This window comes from Streptomyces turgidiscabies Car8 (assembly GCF_000331005.1).
In the GTDB taxonomy this organism is placed as follows: domain Bacteria; phylum Actinomycetota; class Actinomycetes; order Streptomycetales; family Streptomycetaceae; genus Streptomyces; species Streptomyces turgidiscabies.
Map to the genome: position 1 here is coordinate 1 of NZ_AEJB01000419.1, position 24123 is coordinate 24123.

General features: G+C 72.4%; 24 protein-coding genes. 6 read left to right on the forward strand and 18 right to left on the reverse strand.

Annotated features, from left to right (window positions below; genetic code table 11):
• Positions 1-649, reverse strand: a 649-nt coding sequence (locus tag STRTUCAR8_RS30560; RefSeq protein ID WP_078507375.1) for a DUF3000 domain-containing protein, incomplete at its 3' end; no start/stop codon positions are given.
• 130 nt (positions 650-779) lie between these two features.
• Between STRTUCAR8_RS30560 and hemE the strand changes: the two genes are divergently transcribed.
• Positions 780-1874 (forward strand): uroporphyrinogen decarboxylase, encoded by a 1095-nt coding sequence (gene hemE / locus STRTUCAR8_RS30565; protein ID WP_044473181.1) that lies wholly within the window; start codon positions 780-782, stop codon positions 1872-1874.
• A 27-nt stretch (positions 1875-1901) separates the two neighbouring features.
• Here hemE and STRTUCAR8_RS30570 read toward each other — a convergent pair whose 3' ends face one another.
• Positions 1902-2213: a hypothetical protein gene (locus STRTUCAR8_RS30570; RefSeq protein WP_006380020.1), complete on the reverse strand. Its 312-nt coding sequence runs from the start codon at positions 2211-2213 to the stop codon at positions 1902-1904.
• 363 nt (positions 2214-2576) lie between these two features.
• Entirely contained in the window at positions 2577-3395 is an 819-nt protein-coding gene (locus STRTUCAR8_RS30575; RefSeq protein WP_006380022.1) for a rhomboid family intramembrane serine protease, read from the reverse strand.
• Positions 3396-3519: 124 nt separating this feature from the next.
• On the opposite strand from STRTUCAR8_RS30575, the gene STRTUCAR8_RS30580 reads away from it, so the two are divergent.
• A complete protein-coding gene (locus tag STRTUCAR8_RS30580; protein ID WP_006380009.1) occupies positions 3520-3852 on the forward strand; it encodes a hypothetical protein in 333 nt (110 codons plus the stop codon).
• Positions 3853-3944: 92 nt separating this feature from the next.
• Here the strand turns inward: STRTUCAR8_RS30580 and STRTUCAR8_RS30585 are convergent, their stop codons facing one another.
• Both STRTUCAR8_RS30585 and STRTUCAR8_RS30590 read right to left on the reverse strand, forming a co-directional pair.
• A complete protein-coding gene (locus STRTUCAR8_RS30585; RefSeq protein WP_006380004.1) occupies positions 3945-5360 on the reverse strand; it encodes an FAD-dependent oxidoreductase in 1416 nt (471 codons plus the stop codon).
• 27 nt (positions 5361-5387) lie between these two features.
• The gene (locus STRTUCAR8_RS30590; protein ID WP_006380027.1) at positions 5388-6383 is read right to left on the reverse strand and encodes a DUF4349 domain-containing protein; all 996 of its coding nucleotides are present in this window, start codon (positions 6381-6383) and stop codon (positions 5388-5390) included.
• Positions 6384-6610: 227 nt separating this feature from the next.
• Between STRTUCAR8_RS30590 and hemG the strand changes: the two genes are divergently transcribed.
• On the forward strand, positions 6611-8059 hold the full coding sequence (hemG, locus tag STRTUCAR8_RS30595; RefSeq protein WP_044473182.1) for a protoporphyrinogen oxidase: 1449 nt from the start codon (positions 6611-6613) through the stop codon (positions 8057-8059).
• Positions 8060-8063: 4 nt separating this feature from the next.
• The gene (hemQ, locus tag STRTUCAR8_RS30600; protein ID WP_006380024.1) at positions 8064-8795 is read left to right on the forward strand and encodes a hydrogen peroxide-dependent heme synthase; all 732 of its coding nucleotides are present in this window, start codon (positions 8064-8066) and stop codon (positions 8793-8795) included.
• A 15-nt stretch (positions 8796-8810) separates the two neighbouring features.
• Here hemQ and STRTUCAR8_RS30605 read toward each other — a convergent pair whose 3' ends face one another.
• The 7 genes from STRTUCAR8_RS30605 to STRTUCAR8_RS30635 form a co-directional block, all read right to left on the reverse strand.
• Positions 8811-10448 (reverse strand): alpha/beta hydrolase, encoded by a 1638-nt coding sequence (locus STRTUCAR8_RS30605; RefSeq protein ID WP_006380016.1) that lies wholly within the window; start codon positions 10446-10448, stop codon positions 8811-8813.
• Positions 10449-10590: 142 nt separating this feature from the next.
• Positions 10591-11406, reverse strand: coding sequence for a TIGR04222 domain-containing membrane protein (locus STRTUCAR8_RS30610; protein ID WP_006380015.1), 816 nt, complete (start codon positions 11404-11406; stop codon positions 10591-10593).
• A gap of 94 nt (positions 11407-11500) precedes the next feature.
• On the reverse strand, positions 11501-12322 hold the full coding sequence (locus tag STRTUCAR8_RS30615; RefSeq protein WP_006380006.1) for a DUF4142 domain-containing protein: 822 nt from the start codon (positions 12320-12322) through the stop codon (positions 11501-11503).
• 318 nt (positions 12323-12640) lie between these two features.
• Positions 12641-14014 (reverse strand): MbnB/TglH/ChrH family RiPP precursor modification enzyme, encoded by a 1374-nt coding sequence (locus tag STRTUCAR8_RS30620; protein ID WP_006380023.1) that lies wholly within the window; start codon positions 14012-14014, stop codon positions 12641-12643.
• Positions 14015-14140: 126 nt separating this feature from the next.
• The gene (locus tag STRTUCAR8_RS30625) at positions 14141-14938 is read right to left on the reverse strand and encodes a DUF4142 domain-containing protein (RefSeq protein WP_006380026.1); all 798 of its coding nucleotides are present in this window, start codon (positions 14936-14938) and stop codon (positions 14141-14143) included.
• A gap of 133 nt (positions 14939-15071) precedes the next feature.
• Positions 15072-15683 carry a DUF4142 domain-containing protein gene (locus STRTUCAR8_RS30630; protein WP_006380025.1) on the reverse strand — a complete coding sequence of 204 codons (612 nt, stop codon included), beginning with the start codon at positions 15681-15683 and terminating at the stop codon, positions 15072-15074.
• A gap of 85 nt (positions 15684-15768) precedes the next feature.
• Entirely contained in the window at positions 15769-16509 is a 741-nt protein-coding gene (locus STRTUCAR8_RS30635; RefSeq protein WP_006380021.1) for an aminoacyl-tRNA hydrolase, read from the reverse strand.
• Positions 16510-16568: 59 nt separating this feature from the next.
• On the opposite strand from STRTUCAR8_RS30635, the gene STRTUCAR8_RS30640 reads away from it, so the two are divergent.
• Positions 16569-17468 (forward strand): ABC transporter ATP-binding protein, encoded by a 900-nt coding sequence (locus tag STRTUCAR8_RS30640; protein WP_006380002.1) that lies wholly within the window; start codon positions 16569-16571, stop codon positions 17466-17468.
• On the forward strand, positions 17465-18136 hold the full coding sequence (locus STRTUCAR8_RS30645; protein ID WP_006380012.1) for a hypothetical protein: 672 nt from the start codon (positions 17465-17467) through the stop codon (positions 18134-18136). The genes STRTUCAR8_RS30640 and STRTUCAR8_RS30645 overlap by 4 nt, the downstream gene beginning before the upstream one ends.
• Here STRTUCAR8_RS30645 and STRTUCAR8_RS53530 read toward each other — a convergent pair.
• The 6 genes from STRTUCAR8_RS53530 to STRTUCAR8_RS30670 form a co-directional block, all read right to left on the reverse strand.
• Positions 18128-18283 (reverse strand): hypothetical protein, encoded by a 156-nt coding sequence (locus tag STRTUCAR8_RS53530; RefSeq protein WP_006380005.1) that lies wholly within the window; start codon positions 18281-18283, stop codon positions 18128-18130. The genes STRTUCAR8_RS30645 and STRTUCAR8_RS53530 overlap by 9 nt on opposite strands.
• An 18-nt stretch (positions 18284-18301) precedes the next feature.
• Positions 18302-19180, reverse strand: coding sequence for a polysaccharide deacetylase family protein (locus STRTUCAR8_RS30650; RefSeq protein ID WP_044473183.1), 879 nt, complete (start codon positions 19178-19180; stop codon positions 18302-18304).
• Positions 19181-19292: 112 nt separating this feature from the next.
• Entirely contained in the window at positions 19293-20180 is an 888-nt protein-coding gene (locus STRTUCAR8_RS30655) for a PPK2 family polyphosphate kinase (protein WP_006380011.1), read from the reverse strand.
• A 66-nt stretch (positions 20181-20246) separates the two neighbouring features.
• Positions 20247-21704 (reverse strand): serine/threonine-protein kinase, encoded by a 1458-nt coding sequence (locus tag STRTUCAR8_RS30660; protein WP_006380010.1) that lies wholly within the window; start codon positions 21702-21704, stop codon positions 20247-20249.
• A 50-nt stretch (positions 21705-21754) separates the two neighbouring features.
• A complete protein-coding gene (locus STRTUCAR8_RS30665) occupies positions 21755-23191 on the reverse strand; it encodes an alkaline phosphatase PhoX (protein WP_006380007.1) in 1437 nt (478 codons plus the stop codon).
• Positions 23192-23281: 90 nt separating this feature from the next.
• Entirely contained in the window at positions 23282-24073 is a 792-nt protein-coding gene (locus STRTUCAR8_RS30670) for a slipin family protein (protein ID WP_006380017.1), read from the reverse strand.
• Positions 24074-24123 lie beyond the last annotated feature (50 nt).

Here is a 24123-nt window from a genome sequence, read left to right on the forward strand (position 1 = left end):
CCCGTCGCTGAGGGAGCGTCACCACCGACGCGTCCCCGGGGCCGGCCGGCGGCAGGCCCGCGATCTGGGCCAGCAGGTCGCACCAGGAGGCCAGGTGGGACGCGGTGTCCGGGACACCGCCCAGGCCCTCGCGCGGCGTCCAGGAGGCGCGGATCTCGATCTGGGACGCGGCCGGCCGCTCCGACATCCCGCCGAAGTAGTGCGAACTCGCGCGCGTGACCGTGCCGCTGGCCTCGCCGTACGACAGTCCGCGCGCCTGGAGCGCCCCGGTCAGCCAGGACCAGCACACGTCGGGCAGCAGCGGGTCGGCGGCCATCTCGGGCTCCAGCTCGGCGCGCACCAGCGTCACCAGCCGGAAGGAGCCCTGCCAGGCGTCGTGCCCGGCCGGGTCGTGCAGCAGAACGAGCCGGCCGTCGGCCAGATCCTCCTCGCCGTCGACGACCGCCGCCTCCAGGGCGTACGCGAACGGCGCGAGGCGCTGGGGCGCCCGCGTCGGCTCGATCTCGATCTGCGGCCTCAGCCGCGCGGACCGCAACGCGTCGACGGCGGCCCGGAAGGGCAACGGAGCCGTCTCCCCATCCCGGTCCCCCTCCTTCGCGTCGTCCATTTCGCCAGCGCCGTCCGACAGTCGTCCCTGTGCCGCAGCCATGCGGGGAAGATTAAGGGGAACGGAGCCTCCGTGCGGGGACAGACACCCGTGGAACGGACCACAGTGCGGTAGGAGCCGCCCGACAGGGCTGTTCGCGGGACTGTCGGTGGGGCGTGCGAGACTTCAGCTCGTGAGCGCGAACCAGAGCCCCGCGGGCCAGCAGCCGACAGCGACGTCCGCCGCCGTCAAGAACGACGCCGTGCAGGATTCCGCCTTCCTCAAGGCGTGCAGACGCGAGCCGGTGCCGCACACACCTGTGTGGTTCATGCGGCAGGCCGGGCGCTCCCTGCCCGAGTACCGCAAGGTCCGCGAGGGCATCCCCATGCTGGAGTCCTGCACCCGGCCCGAACTGGTCACCGAGATCACCCTCCAGCCGGTGCGCCGGCACAACGTGGACGCGGCGATCTACTTCAGCGACATCGTCGTCCCGCTCAAGGCCATCGGTGTCGACCTCGACATCAAGCCCGGCGTCGGCCCGGTCGTCGAGAAGCCGATCCGCACCCGCGCGGACCTCGCCCAGCTCCGCGACCTCACCCCCGAGGACGTCCCGTACGTCACCGAGGCCATCGGTCTGCTCACCCGCGAGCTCGGCTCCACCCCGCTGATCGGCTTCGCCGGCGCGCCCTTCACCCTCGCGAGCTACCTCGTCGAGGGCGGCCCCTCCCGGACGTATGAGAACGCCAAGGCGATCATGTACGGCGACCCGCAGCTCTGGGCCGACCTCCTCGACCGCCTCGCCGACATCACGGCCGCCTTCCTCAAGGTCCAGATCGAGGCGGGTGCCAGTGCCGTCCAGCTGTTCGACTCCTGGGCCGGCGCCCTCGCCCCGGTCGACTACCGCCGCTCGGTGCTCCCCGCCTCCGAGAAGGTCTTCAAGGCCGTCGAGGGGTACGGCGTGCCGCGCATCCACTTCGGTGTCGGCACCGGCGAGCTGCTCACCCCGATGAGCGAGGCCGGCGTGGATGTCATGGGCGTCGACTGGCGCGTCCCGCTCGACGAGGCCGCCCGTCGCGTCGGCCCCGGCAAGGCGCTCCAGGGCAACCTCGACCCCACGGTCCTGTTCGCCTCCACGGAGGCCGTCGAGGCGAAGACCCGCGAGGTCCTCGACTCCGCGAAGGGCCTGGAGGGCCACATCTTCAACCTCGGCCACGGCGTCATGCCGAACACGCCCCCGGACGCCCTGACGCGCCTCGTGGAGTACGTCCACACGAACACGGCTCGCTGAGCGCCGAAGCCGGTCCGGCCGGGTCTGTCAGAAGGCGAGCAGTGCCATGGCCGGCAGCAGCAGGAGCAGTTGCAGCCACACGAGCCATCGTCGGGGCAGGCCCAACGCCATCAGGCCGAGAAGTCCGGAGGCGGTGAAGAACGCCAGCCCCAGTGGCCAGTGGGTGGTCCGGTCGGCGCCCGCATGGGCGTACTGGTCCGCGCGGTAGAGCCAGATCAGGGCGCCGAGTACGAAGGAGACGGGGAGCAGGGCGAGACCGAGTCCGGCCCGGATCCGTATGCGGCGGCTTTCCCGCGCCGACCGCGTACGAGGCGCGGCGACAGGGTCGCTGGTATTCACATCCGTCCTGTCCTCGCGGCCCGGGCGGGGCCACTCGCCGCTGCCTCCGGCGACGGCGCCCGATCACGGGAGAGGCTACCAACGGCCACCGGTCACCCCCGAGAGGTCGGGACCTGTCCGGAGCGCGGCGCGCGCCCGGCGTAGGACTCGCCCAGCAGGTGAATTGGTGCCGCGCGTCAGAGGAGGCGTGCCGGTCGGGGGAGCCGTCATGGCCACGAGCGTTCCGGTCGTCGCCGACAGGGGCCCGGCGCTGCCCGGCCCCGCGACGACGACCGCTCCATCGCCCACCACGCCCGTCTGGGCGCCCAACGCCGGAACCGGTCGGCGTGACGATCGCACCCACCGACCTGGACCCGGCTGTCCCTACAGGCCCGGCCGGGCCCGCCTGCCCCACAGCAGGCCGCGTGGTTCCGGCGGCTGCGGGGTGCCTGCCTTGAGCGGCCAGGCGAGCAGCATGCCCGCGAGGAAGCCGACGACGTGGGCCGCGTACGCCACGGTGCCGGCCTTTGTGACGCCCTCGCCGGACGAGTACACCGCCTGCAGCGCGAACCAGAAGCCCAGCACCAGCCAGGCCGGCAGCCGCAGCGGCAGGAAGACGAGGAACGGTACGAGGACCCACACCCGGGCCTTCGGATACAGCACCAGGTAGGCGCCCAGGACACCGGCGATGGCCCCGGAGGCGCCGATCAGGGGGTCGCTCGAATCGGAGTTCGCGAGGGCGAACCCGTAGGACGCCGCGTAGCCGCAGGCGACGTAGAAGAGCGCGAAGCGGATGTGCCCCATGCGGTCCTCGATGTTGTTGCCGAAGATCAGCAGGAACAGCATGTTGCCCAGCAGGTGCAGCCAGCCGCCGTGCAGGAACATCGCCGTGAACACGGAGAGCGCCGGGGACTTGTCGTAGCCGGGCGGACCGATCACACAGCCCGGCCCTCCGCTGCCGATCCCGACCTCGCCCGTCGGGACGAGACGGGGCAGTTGGTGGTGGATCAACTCCTGGGGGACAGCGGCGTACTGGTCCAGGAAGGCCTGGAGATGGCACAGCTGCGCCAGGCCGCTCTCGCCCGTCACCGAGCCCGCTGTACCGGGCATGGAGAGGAACACGAGAACGTTGGCGGCGATCAGCGCGTACGTGACCCAAGGGGTCCGGCTTGCGGGGTTCACGTCATGGACGGGGATGACCACAAGGAAGTACTGCCCGCGATGCGTCTCTCGAATCGGTGAACGCGGCTGTCCGTGTGTCCGTATCTGTCCTCAACGTCCGCGGCACGACGAAGGCGGGTCGCGGGGACGACGTGAGGAACAGGCGATGAACGACCGAGTTACTCCTCCGCTGCAGTCGGTACAGGCGCTGCCGAACGGAGAGGCCGAACTCGCACTGGTGGTCCACCTGCCCTGGGAGGACGTGGCCCGCCTCGGCCAGGAGGCGGGGCGGCTGGCCACGCAGATGCAGCGGCCGGTGTCGCTCGACGAGGCGGTGAGTCATCGGCTGAGGTCCAGTGGGCTGGGTGCCCACGCGAAGCCGGCCCAGGCGCAGCAGGCGCCGTCTGTTTCGGCGTCGGCGTCCGTGTCGGCGTTGCCGTCCCGGCCGCCGGGGGAGCAGGCGCGCCAGGCGATTGACCGGATCAACGGGACGGCGTAGGGGTATCTGGGTGCTTGTTGGCTGCCGGGTGCGGGTCCGTTGTGGCTTGTCGCGCAGTTCCCCGCGCCCCTAGGGGGTGACCTGAGCCCTCGTTAAGAAGTGCTCTTGCGTACCGCTGTGCTCGCCTTTCTCGCGGCTACCAGGATGGGGTCCCAGACCGGGGAGAACGGTGGGGCGTAGCCCAGGTCCAGGGCTGTCATCTGTTCGACCGTCATGCCTGCTGTGAGGGCCACCGCGGCGATGTCCACCCGCTTCGCCGCGCCCTCGCGGCCGACGATCTGGACGCCGAGAAGGCGGCCTGTGCGGTGCTCGGCGAGCATCTTCACCGTCATCAGGGCAGCGCCGGGGTAGTAGCCCGCCCGGTTCGTCGACTCGATGGTGACCGATGTGAACCGGAATCCGGCCTGGTGCGCGTCCTTCTCGCGCAGGCCGGTGCGGGCGATCTCCAGGTCGCAGACCTTGCTCACGGCGGTGCCGACGACACCGGGGAACGTGGCGTAGCCGCCGCCCGCGTTCGCCCCGATGACCTGGCCGTGCTTGTTGGCGTGCGTGCCGAGGGGGATGTGCCGTTCCTGGCCGGAGACGAGGTCCAGGACCTCGACACAGTCGCCACCCGCCCAGATGTTCTCGTGGCCGCGCACCCGCATCGCCAGGTCGGTGAGGAGCCCGCCGTGGGCGCCCACGGGGAGCCCCGCCGCCCGTGCGAGCGTCGTCTCGGGGCGGACGCCGATGCCCAGCACGACCACGTCCGCCGGGTACTCGGCGTCCTGAGTGGCGACCGCGCGGACCCGGCCGTCGTCGCCGGTGAGCAGCTTGGTGACCTCGGCGTCGTTCACCATGGTGATGCCCAGGCCCTCCATCGCGTCGTGCACCAGACGGCCCATGTCCGGGTCGAGCGTGGACATGGGTTCCTCGCTGCGGTTGAGGACCGTCACCTCGTAGCCGCGCTTGATGAGCGCCTCGGCCATCTCCACGCCGATATAGCCCGCGCCGACGACGACCGCGCGGCGGCCCTCGACCGTGGTCAGGGTGTCCAGGAGCGCCTGGCCGTCGTCCAGGGTCTGTACGCCGTGCACCCCGGGGGCGTCGACACCCGGCAGTGAGGGGCGGATCGGACGAGCGCCGGTGGCGATCACCAGTTTGTCGTACGACGTCCACGACTCGGCGCCCGATTCCAGGTCACGCGCGCGTACCCGGCCGCCGGGAACGTCGATCTCCGTGACCTCCGTACGCATGCGCAGGTCGATGTCGCGGGCCCGGTGCTCCTCCGCCGAGCGGGCGATCAGCCGGTCCCGCTCCGGGACGTCGCCGCTCACCCAGTAGGGGATGCCGCACGCCGAGTAGGAGGTGAAGTTGCCGCGCTCGAACGCCACGATCTCCAGTTCGCCGGGCGTCTTCAGCCGGCGGGCCTGCGACGCGGCGGACATGCCCGCCGCGTCGCCGCCGATCACCACCAGGCGCTCGGTCCCACGCTTCGTGTCGTTCGTACGGCCATCGCTCATGCTCATGCGAACACGCTACGGGGGCCCCGCATTTCAGTCCTGGTGCGGTCCGTCGGGCCGTGCCGGGGGAGCGGTCGGCAGGGAGGCCGCCGGCGCCGGGTCCGTGGCCGTCGCCGGGACGGGGTGCTGCCGGCGGGCTCGGGTGAGACGCAGCCAGACGAACACCAGCAGGGCCGCCACCGCGGCGAACGGCAGCACCGCGGCGAGGGCCACCACGATCCAGCGCAGCATCGACACGAACGCGTTCCAGCCGCCCGCGAGGGCGTCCAGGACACCCGGGTCGTCGTCCTTGTCGGACTCCTCGGCCGGGTTCTCCGACAGGGAGACGTTGATCGTGGCCAGGGAGGTGCGGTCCTTCAGGGAGGCCTGGCGGGCGAGCAGTGACTCCAGATCGGCCTGACGGCTGCTCAACTCGCCCTCCAGGGTGACCACGTCGGCGAGTTTGGTGGCCCTGTCCATCAGCTCCCGGATGCGGTTCACACTGGCGCGCTGGGTGGTGATGCGGCTCTCCACGTCGACGACCTGGTCGGTGACGTCCGTCGCCTTCGCCTCCCGGTGCAGAAGCTTGCCGGTGCCTTCCAGGGCGTCGAGTACCCGCTCGTACTCGGCGACGGGCACCCGCAGGACGACGTCGGTGTTCTCGGCGCCCTCCTCCTCGTCCAGGGTCGTCGTCTCGCTGCCGACGAACCCGCCGACGTTCTCCGCGGTGGCACGAACCTTGGCCAGTGCCTTCGGTACGTTCTTGACCTGCACGGACACCGAGACGGTACGGATGATGTGCGGGCCGGTGGCCGCCTGGGGCGCGGTACTGGCCTGGGCGCCGCCGCCCTTGCCGCCGGGCTTGCTCTCGGACGCGGCCTGGTCTTCCAGGGCGCCGGAGTCCGCTCCTCTCGCGGCGGCGGCCCCGTCACTGCTGCTGCTGGCGTCGTCGGCGCCGCCGCTGCAACCGGCGAGCGCGAGGGACGCGACGAGAAGGATGCCCGCCAGGGCCTGAACGGGACGTGTACGGCTTGTGCGCAAGGTGTTCATGTTGCGAATTCCCCCCGAGGGCTGTCATTGGGCCTTCGTGCGCCGTCTTGGACGGTTCTGGACCGTCTTGGGACGTCGTGGTGCACGACTGACGCTCCTTCGACGCACGAAGGGGCCAGGACGTTGGCCTGTCCCGGTCCCGAAGAGGTCACGGTCGGGACTCGCGCCGGACACCTGGGCGGCCGTGCGCCGACGGGAGTGTCAGTGGGGTCTGAGAAGGTGGTCGCATGAGCGCAGTGGAGGCCCGTGCGGGTGCCGGGCATGTCGTCGTCATCGGAGGCGGGATCGCGGGTCTGGCCGCAGCCCACCGGCTGCTGGACCGGGGCGTCGGAGTGACCGTCCTGGAGGCGTCCGGCCGCGTCGGCGGCAAGCTGCTGCCCGGCGAGATCGCGGGCGCGCGGGTCGACCTCGGCGCCGAGTCGATGCTCGCCCGCAGACCCGAAGCCATCGCGCTGGCCCGCGAGGTGGGCCTCGACGACCGCCTCCAGCCGCCCGCCACCTCCACCGCCTCGATCTGGACCCGGGGCGCCCTGCGGCCCATGCCCAAGGGACACGTCATGGGCGTCCCCGGCAGCGCCTCCGCACTGGCCGGTGTTCTCTCCGACGAGGGGCTGGCCCGGATCGGGCGCGACGCCGACCTGCCGCGCACGGAGGTCGGGGACGACGTGGCGGTGGGGGAGTTCGTCGCCGCGCGCCTGGGCCGCGAGGTCGTCGACCGACTGGTCGAGCCGCTGCTGGGCGGGGTCTACGCGGGCGACGCGTACCGCATCTCGATGCGCTCGGCCGTACCCCAGCTCTTCGAGGTGGCCAGGACACACGCGTCCCTGACCGAGGGCGTGCGCGGTATCCAGGCCCGGATGGCCGCCGCCCCCCAGCAGGGCGGGCCGGTCTTCATGGGCATCCAGGGAGGCGTGGGCCAACTGCCGCTCGCCGTCGCGGAGTCGGTGCGCGCGCGGGGCGGCGAGATCGTCACCGGGGCACCCGTGACCGAGCTGCGCAGGACAGCGGCGACAGCGGGGACAGCGGCGGGGTGGCGGGTGGTCGCCGGGGAACGGATCCTCGACGCCGACGGGGTGGTCGTCGCCGTACCCACCCCGGTGGCCGCCGGACTCCTCCGCGCCGAGGCACCGGCCGTCGCGGCCGAACTCGCAGGCGTGGAGTACGCCTCGATGGCCCTGATCACCCTGGCCTACCGCCGCGCCGACATCACCCTCCCCGAGGGCAGCGGCTTCCTGGTGCCGCCCGTCGACGGACGCACCATCAAGGCGTCGACGTTCGCCTCCCAGAAGTGGGGCTGGATCGCCGAGGAGAACCCGGACCTGCTGGTCCTGCGGACCTCCGTCGGGCGGTACGCCGAGACGGAGATCCTCCAGCGCCCGGACGCCGACCTGGTGGACGTCTCCCGCCACGACCTCAAGGGGGCGACCGGACTGACGGCGGCCCCCGTCGAGACCCGCGTCACCCGCTGGGACGACGGCCTGCCCCAGTACCCCGTCGGCCACCACGCGCGCGTGGACCGCATCCGCGAACACATCGCCAAGCTCCCCGGCCTCGCCGTGTGCGGCGCCGCATACGACGGGGTCGGCATCCCCGCCTGCATCGCGAGCGCGTACGCGGCGGTGGACGCCCTGGAGGCGGGCCCGGTGCGAAGCGCGTCCGACGGAGCGGGAGAATAGGCACATGAGTGACGACGCCCCCACCACCGACGCGGCCCGCATCCCGAACAAGGGCAAGCTGGCCAAGGACCTCAACGAGGTCATCCGCTACACCCTGTGGTCCGTCTTCAAGCTGAAGGACGTCCTGCCCGAGGACCGCACGGGCTACGGCGACGAGGTCCAGGAGCTCTTCGACCAGCTCGCCGCGAAGGACGTGACCGTCCGCGGCACGTACGACGTGTCGGGGCTGCGCGCCGACGCCGACCTGATGATCTGGTGGCACGCCGAGACCGCGGACCAGCTCCAGGAGGCGTACAACCTCTTCCGCCGCACCAAGCTGGGCCGCGCGCTGGAGCCGGTGTGGTCGAACATGGCGCTGCACCGCCCCGCCGAGTTCAACCGCTCGCACATCCCCGCGTTCCTGGCCGACGAGACGCCCCGGAACTACATCAGCGTCTACCCGTTCGTGCGCTCCTACGACTGGTACCTGCTGCCCGACGAGGACCGCCGCCGGATGCTCGCCGACCACGGCAAGATGGCCCGCGGCTACCCGGACGTGCGCGCCAACACGGTCGCCTCGTTCTCCCTCGGCGACTACGAGTGGCTGCTGGCCTTCGAGGCCGACGAGCTGTACCGCATCGTCGACCTCATGCGCCACCTGCGCGCCTCCGAGGCCCGTATGCACGTCCGCGAAGAGGTCCCGTTCTACACGGGCCGTCGTAAGGAGATCGGTGAGCTGATCGCCGGTCTCGCCTGACGGCACGCGCCTACCTCAGGATGCCCGGGCGGCCTTTTCCTTCTGGGAGCGGTCGACCCGGGCCGCGGGCCGCGGCTCAGCGTGCGGGGCGCAGTCCGCGCTCCGGCCCGGCAGGCGGCCCGCCAGCAGATAGGCGTCCAGGTAGTCGTTGACGCACCGGTTCGGGCCGCCCGCGATGCCGTGCGTGCCCGCGCCCCGCTCCGTCACCAGGGCCGAGCCGGGCAGCCGGCGCCGCAGTTCGAGGGCGCCCGCGTACGGCGTCGCCGCGTCCCGTTCGGCCGCCAGGATCAGCACCGGCGGCAGGTCGCCCGGCCCGGTCCGCACATCGAGGGGCGTCTGCCGGGGCGCCTGCCAGAAGGCGCACGGCAGGTTCATCCACGCGTTGTCCCAGGTCTCGAACGGCGCCGTGCGCGCGAGCCGCGTGTTGTCCCGGTCCCAGACCTGCCAACTCGTCGGCCAGGGCGCGTCGTTGCACTCGACGGCCGTGTAGACCGCGTTGCCGTTCTCCGCCTCGACGGCCGCTTCCGTCACCGGCGCCGCCTGGTCGATCAGCGGCTGCGGATCGCCCTTGAGGTAGGCGGACAGGGCGTGGGCGCGGTGCGGCCAGTAGTCGTCGTAGTACCCGGCCTGCAGGAACGCGCCCTGCAACTGGCCAGGGCCCACCTTCCCGCCGGCCGGCTCGGCGGCGAGTCGCGCCGCCGCCTTCTCGTAGCTCCGCAGCACCGCCGCCGGTGTGGCGCCGAGTCCGTACACGTCGTCGTGCCGGGCGGTCCAGGCCCGGAAGTCCGCCCAGCGGCTCTCGAACGCGGTCGACTGGTCGAGGTTGTTGCGGTACCAGATCTGGCCCGGGTCGGGGTTCACCACCGAGTCGAACACCATCCGCCGTACGTGCGACGGGAACAGCGTCGCGTACAGCGCCCCGAAGTAGGTGCCGTACGAGGCACCCATGAACGTCAGCCGGTCCTCGCCGAGCGCGGCCCGCAGGACGTCCAGGTCACGGGCGTTGTTGAGGGAGTGGTAGTGGCGCAGCGCGTCGCCCGAACGTTCGGCGCACCCGCGCGCGTACGCCTTCGCCTCGGCGACGCGCTCCCTCTTGTACGACTCCGAAGGATGCACCGGCGCCTGCGTGGGCCCCTTGAAGAAGTGCTTCGGGTCCTTGCATGACAGCGGCGCCGACCGGGCCACCCCGCGCGGGGCGTACCCGACCAGGTCGTACGCGCCCGCGATGCGCTTCCACTCCGGGATGACGCCGATCATCGGGAAGAACATCCCGGAGGCGCCGGGGCCGCCCGGGTTGTAGACGAGGGCGCCCTGGCGCTCCACCTTGTGCTCGGGGTCGCGCGGGTTCTTGCCGGTCGCCTCCGTCCGGCTGACGGTGAGTTTGATCTGCTTGCCGTCGGGGTGCGCGTAGTCGAGCGGCACGGTGACGGTCCCGCACCGCACACTGTCCGGGAGTTCCTCCGCCGCCGGGCACTCGCCGAAGCGGATTCCGGCCGCCCCGGCGCGCGCGGCGGCCAGCACGGAACCCCGGAACTCCGCCGACCCGGGGCCTCCCGGGCGGCCGGGCAGGCCCGGGGCGCTGTCCGCCGGAGCGGCGGCCAGAGTGGTCAGCAGCAAGGACCCGGCAGCCGAGTAGAGGGCGGCAGCTCGCATCGCGTATCCCTTCGGTGGCAACAGAAGGGATGTTTCGGGCGGCGGTCGACGAAGGCAAGCACCGGCCGCCCGGTGTCGCCACGAGCACTCCTGTGCGCCCCCCGCACACCCCTGGGGCGCCGGGGACAGTGCGGCAGTCGGGTCAGCGCAGCCGTTCGCGCAGGATGTCCTGGGGCTCCCGGTGCGCGAAGGCGGCGCGCAGATCGGGCTCGTCGACCGCGCGGACCCCCAGTACGGCGACCGAGGTGAGGTACGTGCGTTCGTCGCCGGCGCCGTACGGGGCCGTGGTCCTGGTCCGGCGGGTCAGTGCGGTGAGGAGGCGTTGCCCGGCCGGTGACGCCCAGCGCGAGTACGGGTGGACCTCGATCCGGGCGACGGCGAGGCAGCTCAGGGTGAGGACCAGAGGGAGCGCGAACCAGAGGGCGACCAGGTCGCGCGGCACGCTGCCCCGCCCCGGCAGCACCAGCGCCACCGCGCCCAGGGCGACGACGGCCAGCGCTGCGGCCCGCACCTGACGGACGGCGAACGCGACCCCGCGCCGGGCGCCGTCGGGCACCGCCAGGCCCGCCGCGACGAGCCGGTCCGCGAGCCCCCGTACGGCCTCCGTGCCCGCCGCGGCCGTCCGTACCGGGGCGATACGCGACTGCCCCTCCGGCCCGATCGCGCCGATCACCGACCGTTCCATCTCGTCGCGCCCGCTCGGATCCACGACGGTCGCCCAGCCGGTGTGGGCGAGCAGCAGCCGCCGTTGCCGGGCCATCGACACCAGCGTGAGATCGGCGACCCGCGCCGGTCCGCCGGACAGGAACGCGGCCTCGTACAGCGTCAGGTCACGCCCGCGTCCGCCGGGTCCCGCGTCCGGGTCGGCGGCAGCCGCGTGCACGGCGGCCAGACACAGCCGGACGCACGCCGTACCGGCGGCGATCCAGGCCAGCAGCAGGAGGAAGGACCAGAACATGCCGTTGTTCTATGCGAAGGGTGCCGGAAACGCCATGGGCTTTCAGGATATGGACGAGGTATGGCCGGTACGCGACGTATGCGCGGTGGCCGATTCAGGACTCTTTCAAAGGCTCCGAAGGCTCCGCAGGTTCCGGGAGGTCCACGACCTCCCCGGCCTCCGGCGGCGGGCTGGTCGCCGGAGGAGGCAGCGGATAGGTCACGACCGGTGTGGGCGTCACGGGTACGGCCGACACGGGGCCGGACGTCGGGCCGGGCGGGGCCGGGGAGTTGGTGAGCGGCGGGGTGCTCGCGGCGGCCATACCGTTCGCGAGGGCGTCGAAGTCGACGTACCCGGTGGCCTCCAGGACCTGGATGTGGTCGAGCACGGTCTTGTTCGCGTCGTCGGCGAGCGTACGGACCAGGGAGTTGCGGGTGCTCGCGCGGACCTGCGCGACGACGGAGAACACCTTGCCGTGCGCCATCCGCAGCAGGTTGGCGAACTCGCGGTCGAAGTCCTCGCCCTGGGCCGCGTCCATGGTGCTGAGCCACTCGCGCTGCTGGTCGCTCGGCTGGTCCGGCAGGACGAGCCCGAGCCGTGACGCGACGTCCCGGACCCGCTCGTCGAGAAACGTGTGGCCCTCGATCAGGTGCCGGCCCGCGATCCGTACGGACTCGGTGGTGGCGCGCAACTGGGCCTGCTGGCCGGCGGGCAGTTCCCACAGTCCCGCCAGCCGGACCTTGGTGAGGAAGTCGCGGTCGAGCGCCGACAGCGGACCGAACCGCGTCGACACGGTCTGCGCGTTGAGCACGTCCACACCGGTACCTGAACGGTCCGTGTACGACCAGACCGGGAAGACCAGCGCCACGAGGGTCGCCGTCAGCCCGGCGACGATGAGTCCGGTACCGCCGAGACCGGAACGTCGGTTGGATCGCATGGTGCCTTGCCTCCTGTCGCGGCACCGCACGCTAATGCGCTTCGGGCACGGAGTTGGCATCGTACTGCGACCCCTACGCCGACCGCGGTACGGGCGAGGACGCCTGCGGGGGAGGGCGCGGACGCCGGATGACGGAGCGTCGGCTCTGCGCATAAGGGGTCAAATACCCGCGATTCATATGGCGAAGTGCCATGAAATGGTGGGCCCTATTAACCCCCGCACAGTTTGCGGGGGTTGAGGGGGAGGTGCCCGTCCCGCGGTGGCGGGGGGACGGCGTACGCGGGGGGAGTGACGTTCGTCGCTCGGTGACCCCGCGCGTCAGCGGCGCAGGAGCACGCGTCGGGTGGCCCGGGCCAGCCGGGCTGTGGGGCGCCGGGAGCGCGGGGCCGGGCCCGAACGGTCGAGCCACCACTCGCGCAGCAGCCGCCGGCTCTCCGTGCTCCCGGGCGTCTCGGGCTGCCCGTCGAACAGCAGGTGCGCGGCGAAGTCCAGCGCGTCGCGCCGGTAGCCGTCGGACATGGGGTGCCCGTGGGCGTATGCCAGGAAGGCGGGCCGGTACTCCGCCCCGAGGATCTCGGGCAGCTCCGGCGCGACCTTCGCCACGACGTCGGCCCGCTTCGCTCCGAGCGCCCGCGACTGCACCCCGAGCCGCACCCGGTCGAACCCCTCCGGCACGGGCGTCCCGGCGACTAGCGCGGACAGCAGCGCGGTCTGCGCGAGGGCGACGCGCTGGCGGGCCGGGGTGGAGTCGGGGAGGCCGTCGGCCACGGGCGCTTCCGCCGTCGCCGCTGCCGTGGTTGTCGTTGCCGTTGGCGCGGTCACGGAAGCGGTCCGCCGCACAGCGGCCGGCTCCACCCCGGCAGCCCGCTTCAGTGTCCGCCGGATCGTGTCCAGCTCCCGCTCCAGCTCGACCGCGTCGGGGAAGTTGTCGTCCCGCTCCAGCAGGACTCCGGGCGGCGCGACCCGGGAGGCGAGGTCGGCGAGGATGTCGAGAACGGCGTCCGGGACCGGGTGGGCGTGGCTGTCGTGCCAGACGCCGTCCCGTTCGAAGCCGCCCGCGACATGGACGTACGCGATGGCCTCGACCGGCAGCTCGGCCAGGGCCTTCACCGGGTCCTCGCCCCGGTTGACGTGGTTGGTGTGCAGGTTGGCGACGTCGACGAGGAGACGTACGCCGGTCCGGTCCGCCAGCTCGTACAGGAACTGGCCCTCCGTGAGCTCGTCGTCCGGCCAGGCGATGAGCGCGGCGATGTTCTCGACCGCGAGGGGCACCGGCAGCGCGGACTGCGCGATGCGGACGTTCTCGCACAGCACGTCGAGCGCGTCCCGGGTGCGGGGCACGGGCAGCAGGTGCCCGGCCTCCAGCAGCGGGGACGCGGTCAGCGGGCCGCCCGCCCGGACGAACGCGATGTGCTCGGTGACCAGGGGCGAGCCCAGCGCCCCGGCCCGCTCGGCGAGCGCGGTGAGCCGGTCCTCGGCGGGCCGGTCGGCGCCGCCGAGGCCGAGGGAGACACCGTGCGGGACGACCGTCACGCCGCGCTCGCGCAGCCGCAACAGCGACTCGGGGAGATGGCCGGGGCAGAGGTTCTCGGCCACGGCCTCGACCCAGTCGATGCCTGGCATGGCCTCCACGGCGTCCGCGATCTCCGGCCGCCACCCGATGCCCGTGCCCAGGCGCCCCAGTCGCTTCATCGTGTGTCTCCTTCTCCGACCGTCCCGGCCCACGGAGTGATGGCCCCCGTCCTCCCGGTCGAACCCCTGAGCGGGGATCTTCAGAGCAACATTTGAGCTTTCGCCCGCCCGTCGTCCTCCGGCCGCCTACCCGCCCTGCGTGACGGTGTTGGGGTCCTTCGCCTCCGGCCGGTTGGTGTTGACCACGCCCGGTGTCGTCGGCGACGGCTTCGACTTGCCGGGGGTGTTGCCGGTCACCGCGGGCGAGTCGGGCGGCACCACTCCGGCGACCGGCGGCGGCGGGCCGGTCGGGCTGGCGCTCGGGCCGGCGGCTCCCTCGGCGATGGTCTCGAAGTCGATCTGGCCGGTCTTCTCCAGGATCGTGATGTGGTCGAGCACCGTCTGGTTGGTGTCCGAGCACAACTGGCGCACCAGCGAGTTGCGGGTGATGTTCCGCACCGTCGCGATGTCCGGCAGGATCTTGCCGTGCGCGGTCCGCAGGAGGTTCGCCCAGACCTTGTCGTAGTCGGCGGCGGAGGCCTCCGTCATCTGCTTCAGGAAGCCCTGCTGCTGTTCGTTCGGCACGCTGGGCAGCGGGACGTTGAGCTGCGCGGAGATGGTCCGGGCTCGCTTGTCGAGGTCGTTGTGACCCGTGATCAGGTGCTGCGCCGCTTCCTTGACGGCCGGACTGCTCGACCGCTGCATCGCCTGCTGCCCCGCCGGCAGCTCCCACAGTCCGGCAAGGCGCACGCGCACGATCAGGCTGCGGTCGAGCGGGGTCAGCGGTCCCCACTGCGTGTTCACCGTCTCCCCGGTGAGCGCGGCGGCAGCGGTCTTCGCGGCGTCGTCACGGTGAGGGTACGAGTAGACGACGGGGTACGCGAGCGCGCCGATCGTGCCGACGATTGCCAGGCCGACGAGGAGCGAGCCGTTCAAGCGGGGCAAAGGAGCCTCCCGGGAGGAACCCAACTGGTCGTTGGGGACTGTTACTTGGCCAGTGAGGGAGATACGTGAGCGTATCGGGACGTTCCGGCGAGCGGGCTGGGGCCGAAGCCTGGGCCCGCTACGCCGACACGTGTCAGATCGTGCCGTTCGCGATGCCGTCGAAGTCGACCTGGCCGGTCTTCTCCAGCATCGTGATGTGGTCGAGCACGGTCTGGTTGGTGTCCGTCGCCAGCTGACGCACGAGCGTGTTGCGGGTGTTGTTCCGCACTACGGCGATGGGATTGAAGATCTTGCCGTGCGCGGACCGCAGGAGGTTCGCCCAGGTCCGGTCGAAGGCCTCCCCGTCCTGAGCCGCGTCCATCTGCGCCAGGAAACCCTGCTGCTGTTCGTTCGGCTGGTTCGGCAGTTCGACATTGAGCTGGGCCGCGACCTTGCGCACCCGCTCGTCGAGGTCGGTGTGACCCACCAGCAGGTGGTCCGCCGCGTCCTTGACGGTGGCGCTGCTGGAGCGTGCCATCGCCTTCTCCGCGGCGGGCAGCTCCCAGAGCCCGGCCAGACGTACGCGCACGATCAGGTCGCGGTCGGAGGCCGTCAGCGGCCCCCACTGTGTGTTCACCGTGCCGGCGGCCATATTGGACACTCCGGTGCCGGAGCGGTCGGCGTACGACCACACGGGGAACGAGACAGCGGCGATGGTCGTGGTCAGGGCCGCGATGACGAGGGCCGAGTGGTTGAAGCGCGGCAAAGGAGCCTCCCGGGGGAACCAACTGGTCGTTGGGCAGGTGTTACGTGGCCAGCGACAGAAGGTACGGGCCGGGACCCGTGGATGTTCAACGAAGATGTTTGAACCCTGTGTGACCCAGGGGACGATGGTCCGCGACCACCGTCGCCGAGCCGGGCGCGATCTCCGTGAAACCGGCATCACGGACCAACGGGAGCCCGCCGGAGGTCAGTTCGCGCCACCGGTCCGGCTCCGCCGTGCGGACGGCGAGCGGGAAACCCGCGTCGCGCCAGGCCGCGCGAGCCTCGTCCGACAGTTCCCACCACGCCAGCTGGGCGCCGTGCCCTGTCTGGGCCATCGCCTTGCCCGCCGACATGTCCAGCTCCGGGTTCAGCCAGAGGACGGGCACCGACGGGTCCGGCGGAAGCGGCGGCTCCGGATCGTCCAGGTCGGTGCCGGAGACCTGGAGCCGGGCCAGATCCTTGGGCCAGCCGTCCAGCGGCACGGGCGGGAAGACCCGTACCTCGGCCGACTTGCCGGTGACCGTGATGCCGGGCAGCGCCTCGGCCCGCCGCCACTCGGCCCCGCGCGCCCGCCGCACGACCTTGCGGATCCGGGCGTCCTGCCAGTCCAGCATGGCCTGCGCCCACTCCCCGTCCCCGGCCGACCGGTCGTCCCCGAGGATCACGAGAACGGCCCGGGCGGCGGTCTCCAGCGCGTCGGTACGAGCGGGCGGCGCGGCCTTCTCGATCCGGGCGACGAGGGGGAGGACGAACTGAGGGGCCTCGTCGCGAGGTGAACGCTCGGAGCGAAAAGGGCTGTCGCCGGGAACGGCCGGGTCATTGGTCACGTCCTTCAGTCTGCCAGGCGGAAGATCGGCTCTTCCGGGGGAGAGGGAACGGGGACCGCATGCGACACACGCTCCGGCTGGACGGTGTGGGCCGCCGCTACGGCATACGCGGCCCCTGGGTGCTGCGCGGCGTGGACCTGGAGCTGGCCCCCGGGACCCTCACCCGCGTGGACGGCGCCAACGGCACCGGCAAGTCCACCCTCCTGCGCGTGCTCGCCGGCATCGACGCCCCCACCGAGGGCGGGATCACGGGCCGCCCCCGCACCGCGTACGTCCCCGAACGGTTCCCCTCGGCGCTCCCCTTCACCGCGCACGGCTACCTCACGCATCTCGGCGCCGTGCACGGACTCTCCCGTACGGCCGCCGCCGGTGCCGCCGACGAGTGGCTGGAGCGGCTCGGCGCAGCCGCGTACGCCCGCACACCCATGGCGCGGCTGTCGAAGGGCAGCAGCCAGAAGGTCGCCGTCGCGCAGGCCCTTCTCGCCGACCCGGAACTGCTCGTCCTCGACGAGGCGTGGACGGGCCTCGACGCCGCCGCCCGGGGCGAGTTGGAGCGGGTCGTCGCCGAACGCACCGCGTCCGGCGCCTCGGTGGTGTTCGTCGACCACGACCCGGGCCGCCTCGCGGGGGCGCCCGACGCGACGTACACCGTGATCGACGGCGGCCTCGACCGCCGTACGGCACAAGCCGGTTCACCGGAGACCTCCGGTCCGCACCTGGTCGTCGAGGCCCAGGGCCCGCCGGGCGCACAGCCCCCGCCCGAGGTGCTGCGGTGGGCGACGTCCAGCGGGGAGGCAGGGACGCCGGGCTGCCACCGGCTCCGCGTCCCCGGCACCCACTCGGACGTCGTCCTGCGCGCCCTCCTCACGGCCCGCCCGCCCTGGCACGTGCTGAGCGTGGAACCGGAGACCGCCGGCAGGACCAGAACGCCCGCCGGTACCGACGAGAGCCGCCGATGACCGCCCTTCTGCGCTACCAGGCAGCCCTGCTCGTGCGCTCGCAGCGCTGGCTGCCACCGTTCATCCTCTACGCGGTGTTCCTCGGCGTCGGCGTCCAGGGCGGGCAGCCGGTGCTGGACTCGCTCGGGTACGCGGCGGCGGCCCTCCTGCCGGTGGCCGCCTGGCTGGTGCGGATCTGCGCGGCCAACGAACCGCCCGCCGCCCGCGCCGCCGTGGCCGCGGCCGTCGGCCCCGGACGGGCGCACCTCGCCTGTCTTCTGGTCGCACTGACCGCGTCGGCGGCCCTCGGCACTGCCGCGACCGTCCTGGTGACCCTGATCAGCGACCCGGCGAGCGCCGATCACCACACCCGGGTGGAGCCCCTCCCGGCCGGTGGAGCCGGGCTGCTCGCCGCCCTGGCGTGCGCCCTGCTCGGCACGGCCGTCGGCGCGCTCACGACCTGGCCGCTGCTGCGCTCACCCGGCAGGGCGGTGCCCGCGATGATGCTCGGCGCGCTGCTCGCGATGGTGGTGACCGGCTCTCCGGCCAAGGCGGCGATCACGTCCCTGGTGACCGGCTCGCGCTCGGGCACGATCCCCGTCCCCCTGCTGCCGCTGGCCGCGGCGGCCCTGCTCACGGTGACGGCGACCGCCGTGGCCTGCGCGCTCACCTCACGCCGCTCACCCTGAGCAGGCCGAGCGCTGCGCCTCCTGCCATTCGCACACCGGGCAGAGCGTGATGCCCTTCCGCGCCCTCGGGTACTCGGTCGGCTCCCGGCACAGCACGCACTCCGCGTACGGCTGCCCGCCGCCCTCGCCCTCGTGTTCGTCGCTCATGGCACCAGCGTAATCCGGTCACCGCCGGCCGGCCGCGGCTCCGATCAGTTCGGACACCTTCACGAACCGGAAGCCCCGGTCGCGCAGCGCGGGCACGATCGTGCGGACGGCCCGCTCGGTCGCCGGGGCGGCGCTGCGCGTGCAGTGCATGACGACGACCGACCCGGGCCGCACCCGGTCCAGCACCTCCCGGGCCACGGCGTCGGCGTCCGTCGCGAAGGCGTCCCCGCTGACCACGTCCCACTGCACGGCGGTGACCCCGGCCGTACCCAGCGCGCGCAGCGCCCGCCGGTCGTAGCACCCGCCGGGAAAGCGGAAGTAGGGCATGGCCCCGGTCACCCCGGCGGCCCGGAAGGCGGTGTAGGCCCGCTCGACGTCGGCCCGCATCCGGTCCTCGGCGGCGGAGCCGGAGGCCGCGCCGGCGATGGTCGGCAACCCGTAGCAGTCCCCGGTGAAGGCGTAGTGGCTGTACGAGTGGTTGGCGACCTCGAAGAGGGGGTCCCGTCCGACGGAGCGGGCCTGGTCCGGGTACTCCTCGGCCCACCGGCCCGTCATGAACACGGTCGCCGGCACCTTCAGCGCCCGCAGCGTGGCGATGAGCGGGGGATTGTCGAACCGCTCGCCCCGCGCCGCCCGGTCGCCCTGCCCGGCGGTCATGTCGGCGTCGAAGGTGAGGGCGACGGCCTTGCCCGGAGCGGTACGCGGGCCGTTCCGGAACACGGGGGTCAGACCCGCGGGCCCGGGCGCGAGGGTCGGCGGACGGGAAGGGACGGCGGACGGGACCTCGGGTGGCCGCTGGGCCCGCTCGGGGACCGGGGCGGTGCCACAGGCGGCGAGGGTGGAGAGCGCGGCGCCGAGGACCCAGGCGATGGCGACTCGTCGTACGGGACTGATCATCACATGAAGGTAGAAATGCCCGGGTTGCCCGGTGGGCCGTCGGGAGGCGAGCCGCGCGGATGTCACCCGCCTGGCCGCGCCCCGAGCCGGCTCCGCGTTCGTGATCGGTCGGCTAGGTGGCGAGCAGGCGCCGTCTGGCCTCGGCCACGTCGAAGTCCGCCTTCGGGTACTGCGGGTCCAGCGCCTCCAGGTGCTCCAGCAGCAATTGGCTGATCGCCCAGTTGCGGTACCACTTGCGGTCCGCCGGGATCAGGTACCAGGGCGCTGCGCTCGAACACCGCTCCAGGGCGATCTCGTACGCCTCCTGGTAGGCGGGCCACAGCGCGCGCTCCTCGATGTCGCCGACGTTGAACTTCCAGTGCTTGTCGGGGTTGTCCAGACGTTCCAGGAGCCGGCGCCGCTGCTGGTCGTAGGAGATGTGCAGGAAGCACTTCACGACGGTCACGCCGTCCTCGGCGAGGGACTTCTCGAAGCCGTTGATCTGGCTGTAGCGGCTGGTGAGCTGGGCCCGGGAGGCGAGTTCGCGGACGCGGGCGATCAGGACGTCCTCGTAGTGCGAGCGGTCGAAGATGCCGATCTCGCTGGGCTGGGGAAGGGCCCTTTTGATGCGCCAGAGGAAGGAGTGGCCCAGTTCCTCGTGGCTGGGTGCCTTGAACGCGCTGATGCGGCAGCCGGACGGGTTGAACAGGCCGATGACGTGTTTGACCGTGCCGCCCTTGCCGCTGGTGTCCATGCCCTGCAGGACGAGCAGCAGCCGGCGACGGTCGCCCGCCGAACCGGCCGCCCACAGCCGCTCCTGGAGGTCCGCGAGCCGTTCGCCGAGCAGGGCGGTGGCGGCGAGCCCGGCCGCCTTGCCGTCCGGGCCGCCCGGAGTGGCCCCGGCGTCGTACGCGCCGAGGTCCACACGCTCCCCGCCCGGTACGCGCAGCAGCTCACCCAGCGTGCTCCGGGCGTCCTCCGTGTGTTTCCTGGAGTCCCGTTTCGAGCCCTTCTCGGCCATGGGGCACCTCTTCCGGTCCGGTCCCTCGATCCTGCGACGCGGGAGCGGGGTGCGCCAGCCGTCGGGCTAACCGCGTGTGCACCGCCCCGTGGGCTTGTCGGCGGGCGGTCGGCACAGGTCGGCGAAGTCGGTGGCGCTGGTGCTCAGGTAGCGGCCCACACAGGTGTCCGGGGTCGTCAGGCCGCGCTCGCCGCAGAAGGACAGCGCGGCCCGGCCGTCGGCGAAGGGGCCGGGAGCGTAGATCACCCAGTAGCCGGGCCGCAGGGAGGCGTACGCGTCGCTGCGCACGAACACCGCCTCCGGCACCGACTCCCTGACCTTGGCGAGCTGTGCGTCCCGTGCGGCGGTCCCGGAGTCGACCGGCTCGGAGTGGAGCTGGGCGATCCAGCGCTCGGTCACGGCGGGCGGGGTGGCCGAGGGCGGCGGCGAGGTGCTCGTGCCGGACGCCCGGTCCGAGTCACCGTTCGACCCGTCCCCGTCGAGGAGGCGCGGGGCGAGAAGGACGGCGGCGACGGCGACGGCGACCGCGAGCACGGCCGACACGGCGATCCGCTTACGGCGGGACGGCGACCGTCCGGGGCGCCGGCCGTCCTCGCGCCGGTCCGCGGCGGTCGCCACGGACGCGGTGTACGACGCTGTCTCCCCGGATTCCGGCCCGCGGCCCGCAGCCACTGGCAGGGGCTCCGTCAGCGTCCGCTGAACGGAACCGGCCGTTCCGCCCGCCGCCACCCGCGCCAGCATCTCCGCCAGCCGGCCCGCCTCGGGACGTGCCGCCGGGTCCCGGTCGAGCAGCGCTTCGAGTACGGGGGCCAGCGCGCCCGAGCGGGACGGCGGCGGGACCTCGGACTCCAGGACGGCGGCCAGAGTCGTGAGCGAGGTCTCGCGGCGCAGGGGGCTCACACCCTCCACGCACACGTACAGCACGATTCCCAGGGACCACAGGTCGGCGGCCGGGTCGTCGGAGGGGCCACGGATGCGTTCCGGGGCGATGTACTCGGGGGAGCCGATGAGCTCGCCGGTCATCGTCAGGGCCGTCGCGCCCTGGAGCGCGGCGATCCCGAAGTCGGTGAGGACCGCGCTCCCGTCCTCACGCAGGAGGATGTTCGCCGGTTTCACGTCCCGGTGCTGGACGCCCGCCGCGTGCGCCGCGCGCAGCGCGTCCAGTACCTGGCCGCCGATCCGCGCCGCCTCCACCGGCGTCAGCGGGCCGGCTTCCAGGCGCTTGTCGAGGGAGACGCCGGGCACCAGCTCCATGACGATCCAGGGCTGCGGGTCGTCGTCGATGATCTGGTGGACCGTGACGACCTGCGGGTGGCTGAGCCGGGCGAGCGCCCGGGCCTCGCGCATCACCCGCTCCCGCACGACGTCGGACGTGGCCGGGTCGTGCAGTACCCGTACCGCCTTCAGTGCGACCTCGCGGTGCAGCACGGCGTCGCGGGCCCGCCACACCGTGCCCATTCCGCCACTGCCGAGCCGCTCCAGCAGCTCGAACCTGCCGTCGACCACGTCCCCCGGTACGTTCATGGCGGACAGGTTAATGGCCTGCCCGCCATGTCCCGTTCAGGGGGCACCCGCTACCGCTTCCAGGGGCCCCGCACCGCGAAGGTCGTCCCGGGCGCGTAGCAGTTGACGTACATCGTCCTGCCGTCGGGGGAGAAGGTGACGCCCGCGAACTCGCCCCACTCGGGCGCGCTTTCGGTGCCGATGTTCTGGGCGTTGCGGGCCATCGCGTACACCTCGCCCCCGCGCGTCACGCCGTACACGTGCTGGGCGCCGTTCCCGTCCTCGCACACCATCAGACCACCGCTGGGGGCGAGACAGATGTTGTCCGGTGACTCGCCGGGCAGCTGGACGTCCGTGTCCGGGCCGAACACGATGACCAGGGTGAGGCGGCGCGCGGCCGGGTCGTAGCGCCAGATCTGGCCGAAGTGGGTGGCCGCCGAGCCCTCGCTCGCGTGGGCGAACGACGACACGAAGTACACGCACCGCCCGCCCCAGTAGCAGCCCTCCAGCTTCTGCGCGTGCGTGATGCCCTTCCGGCCGAAGTCCTGGAGCCGGACGGGGGTCTGGGCGGCCTGCGGGTCCGGTACGTCCACCCACTCGACGCCGTCGAAGGTGGCACCCGTCTCCTGGATCGAGGAGAGGTCGGGTACGCCCGGCACCCGCATCGCCTGGAGCCGGCCGCCCGCGCGCAGTGAACCGACCCCGCCCAGAGGCCTCTTGGGCAGGAAGCGGTAGAAGAGGCCGAAGGGCTTGAGGAAGGCGTCCTCGGTCTCGTAGACGATGCCGCTCTTCGGGTCGACGGCGATCGCCTCGTGCTGGAAGCGGCCCATCGCCGTGAGTGGGACGGCGCCGGTGCGGTGCGGGTCGGCCCCGTCGACCTCGAAGATGAAGCCGTGGTCCTTGGTGTAGCCGTTGGTGCCGGCCTTGTCCTCGGTCTCCTCGCAGGTCAGCCAGGTGCCCCAAGGGGTGGGCCCGCCCGCGCAGTTGACGGCCGTACCGGCGATGGCGACCCGCTCGCCGATGACGTCGCCGTCCCGGTCGAGGGTGAGGGACGTGCAGCCGCCCTTGCCCATGGGGTCGTAGGTGAGGCCCCTGACCGTCGGGACCGGAACTCTGCCGGTGACGCGGTTCTCGTGGTTGCGGACCAGATGGACGCGGCCGTGCCGGCCCGCGAAGGCGGACATGCCGTCGTGGTTGGAGGGGACCGGGCCCTCACCGGAGCGCAGGGCGTCGCCCTCACGGGACAGGACCCGGTAGCGGAAACCTTTCGGCAGGTCGAGCAGGCGCTTCGGGTCGGGGATCAGCGGGCCGTAGCCGGAGTGCCCCAGCTCCTGGGCGGCGGCGGTACCGGCGAAGAGTTCGGAGAGGGCTCCGGTGAAGGCGATACCAGCACCGAGGGCGCCGGTGCGGGCGAGGATCTGGCGTCGGGAGGCGAGAGAGCCGTCAACTGCGGTGGGGGGAACATCGGTTGAGGGGCCGTCGAGTTCGGGGGTGCCGAATGCGGACATGGGGTCGGCCTTCCTGCTGGCGGACAGGACTGTGACCTTGCTGTGTGTATCACGCCGCACGGGCCTCGGGAACCACGCCCGTAGCGTGCCTCAGCCGGGTGACCCGCCTGGCGGCGGTTGCTGGGTCTGCGCCCGTTCGAGGAAGCGGAGCAGCTCCACGGGGAAGGGCAGGACGAGCGTGGAGTTCTTCTCGGCGGCGACCGCCACCACGGTCTGGAGCAGCCGGAGTTGGAGTGCGGCGGGCTGTTCGGACATCACTCCGGCGGCCTCCGCGAGCTTCTTCGAGGCCTGCAACTCGGCGTCCGCGTTGATGATCCGGGCCCGGCGCTCCCGGTCGGCCTCCGCCTGCCGGGCCATCGAGCGCTTCATGGTGTCCGGCAGGGACACGTCCTTGATCTCGACCCGGTCGATCTGGACGCCCCACCCTATGGCCGGGCTGTCGATCATCAGCTCCAGCCCCTGGTTGAGCTGCTCCCGGTTGGACAGCAGATCGTCCAGGTCGCTCTTGCCGATGATGGAGCGCAGCGAGGTCTGCGCCATCTGGGAGACCGCGAACCGGTAGTCCTCGACCTGGATGATCGCGTTCGCCGCGTCGACGACCTTGAAGTAGACGACGGCGTCCACGCGCACGGTCACGTTGTCCCGGGTGATGCCCTCCTGGGCCGGGATCGGCAGGGTGACGATCTGCATGTTGACCTTGTGCAGGCGGTCCACGAACGGGACCACCAGCGTGAAACCGGGCGGCCGTACGTCTCCGGTGAGACGGCCGAGCCGGAAGAGGACGCCGCGTTCGTACTGTTTGACGACCCGTGCGGCCGCCCCGACGTAGACGAGCCCGGCGCCTGCGGCGGCGACACCGGCGGCCAGCAGTTCCTCAACCATGACGACGACCTCTCGCAGCCGTCCCGTACGTGCCGATCGGCACCCTTGAC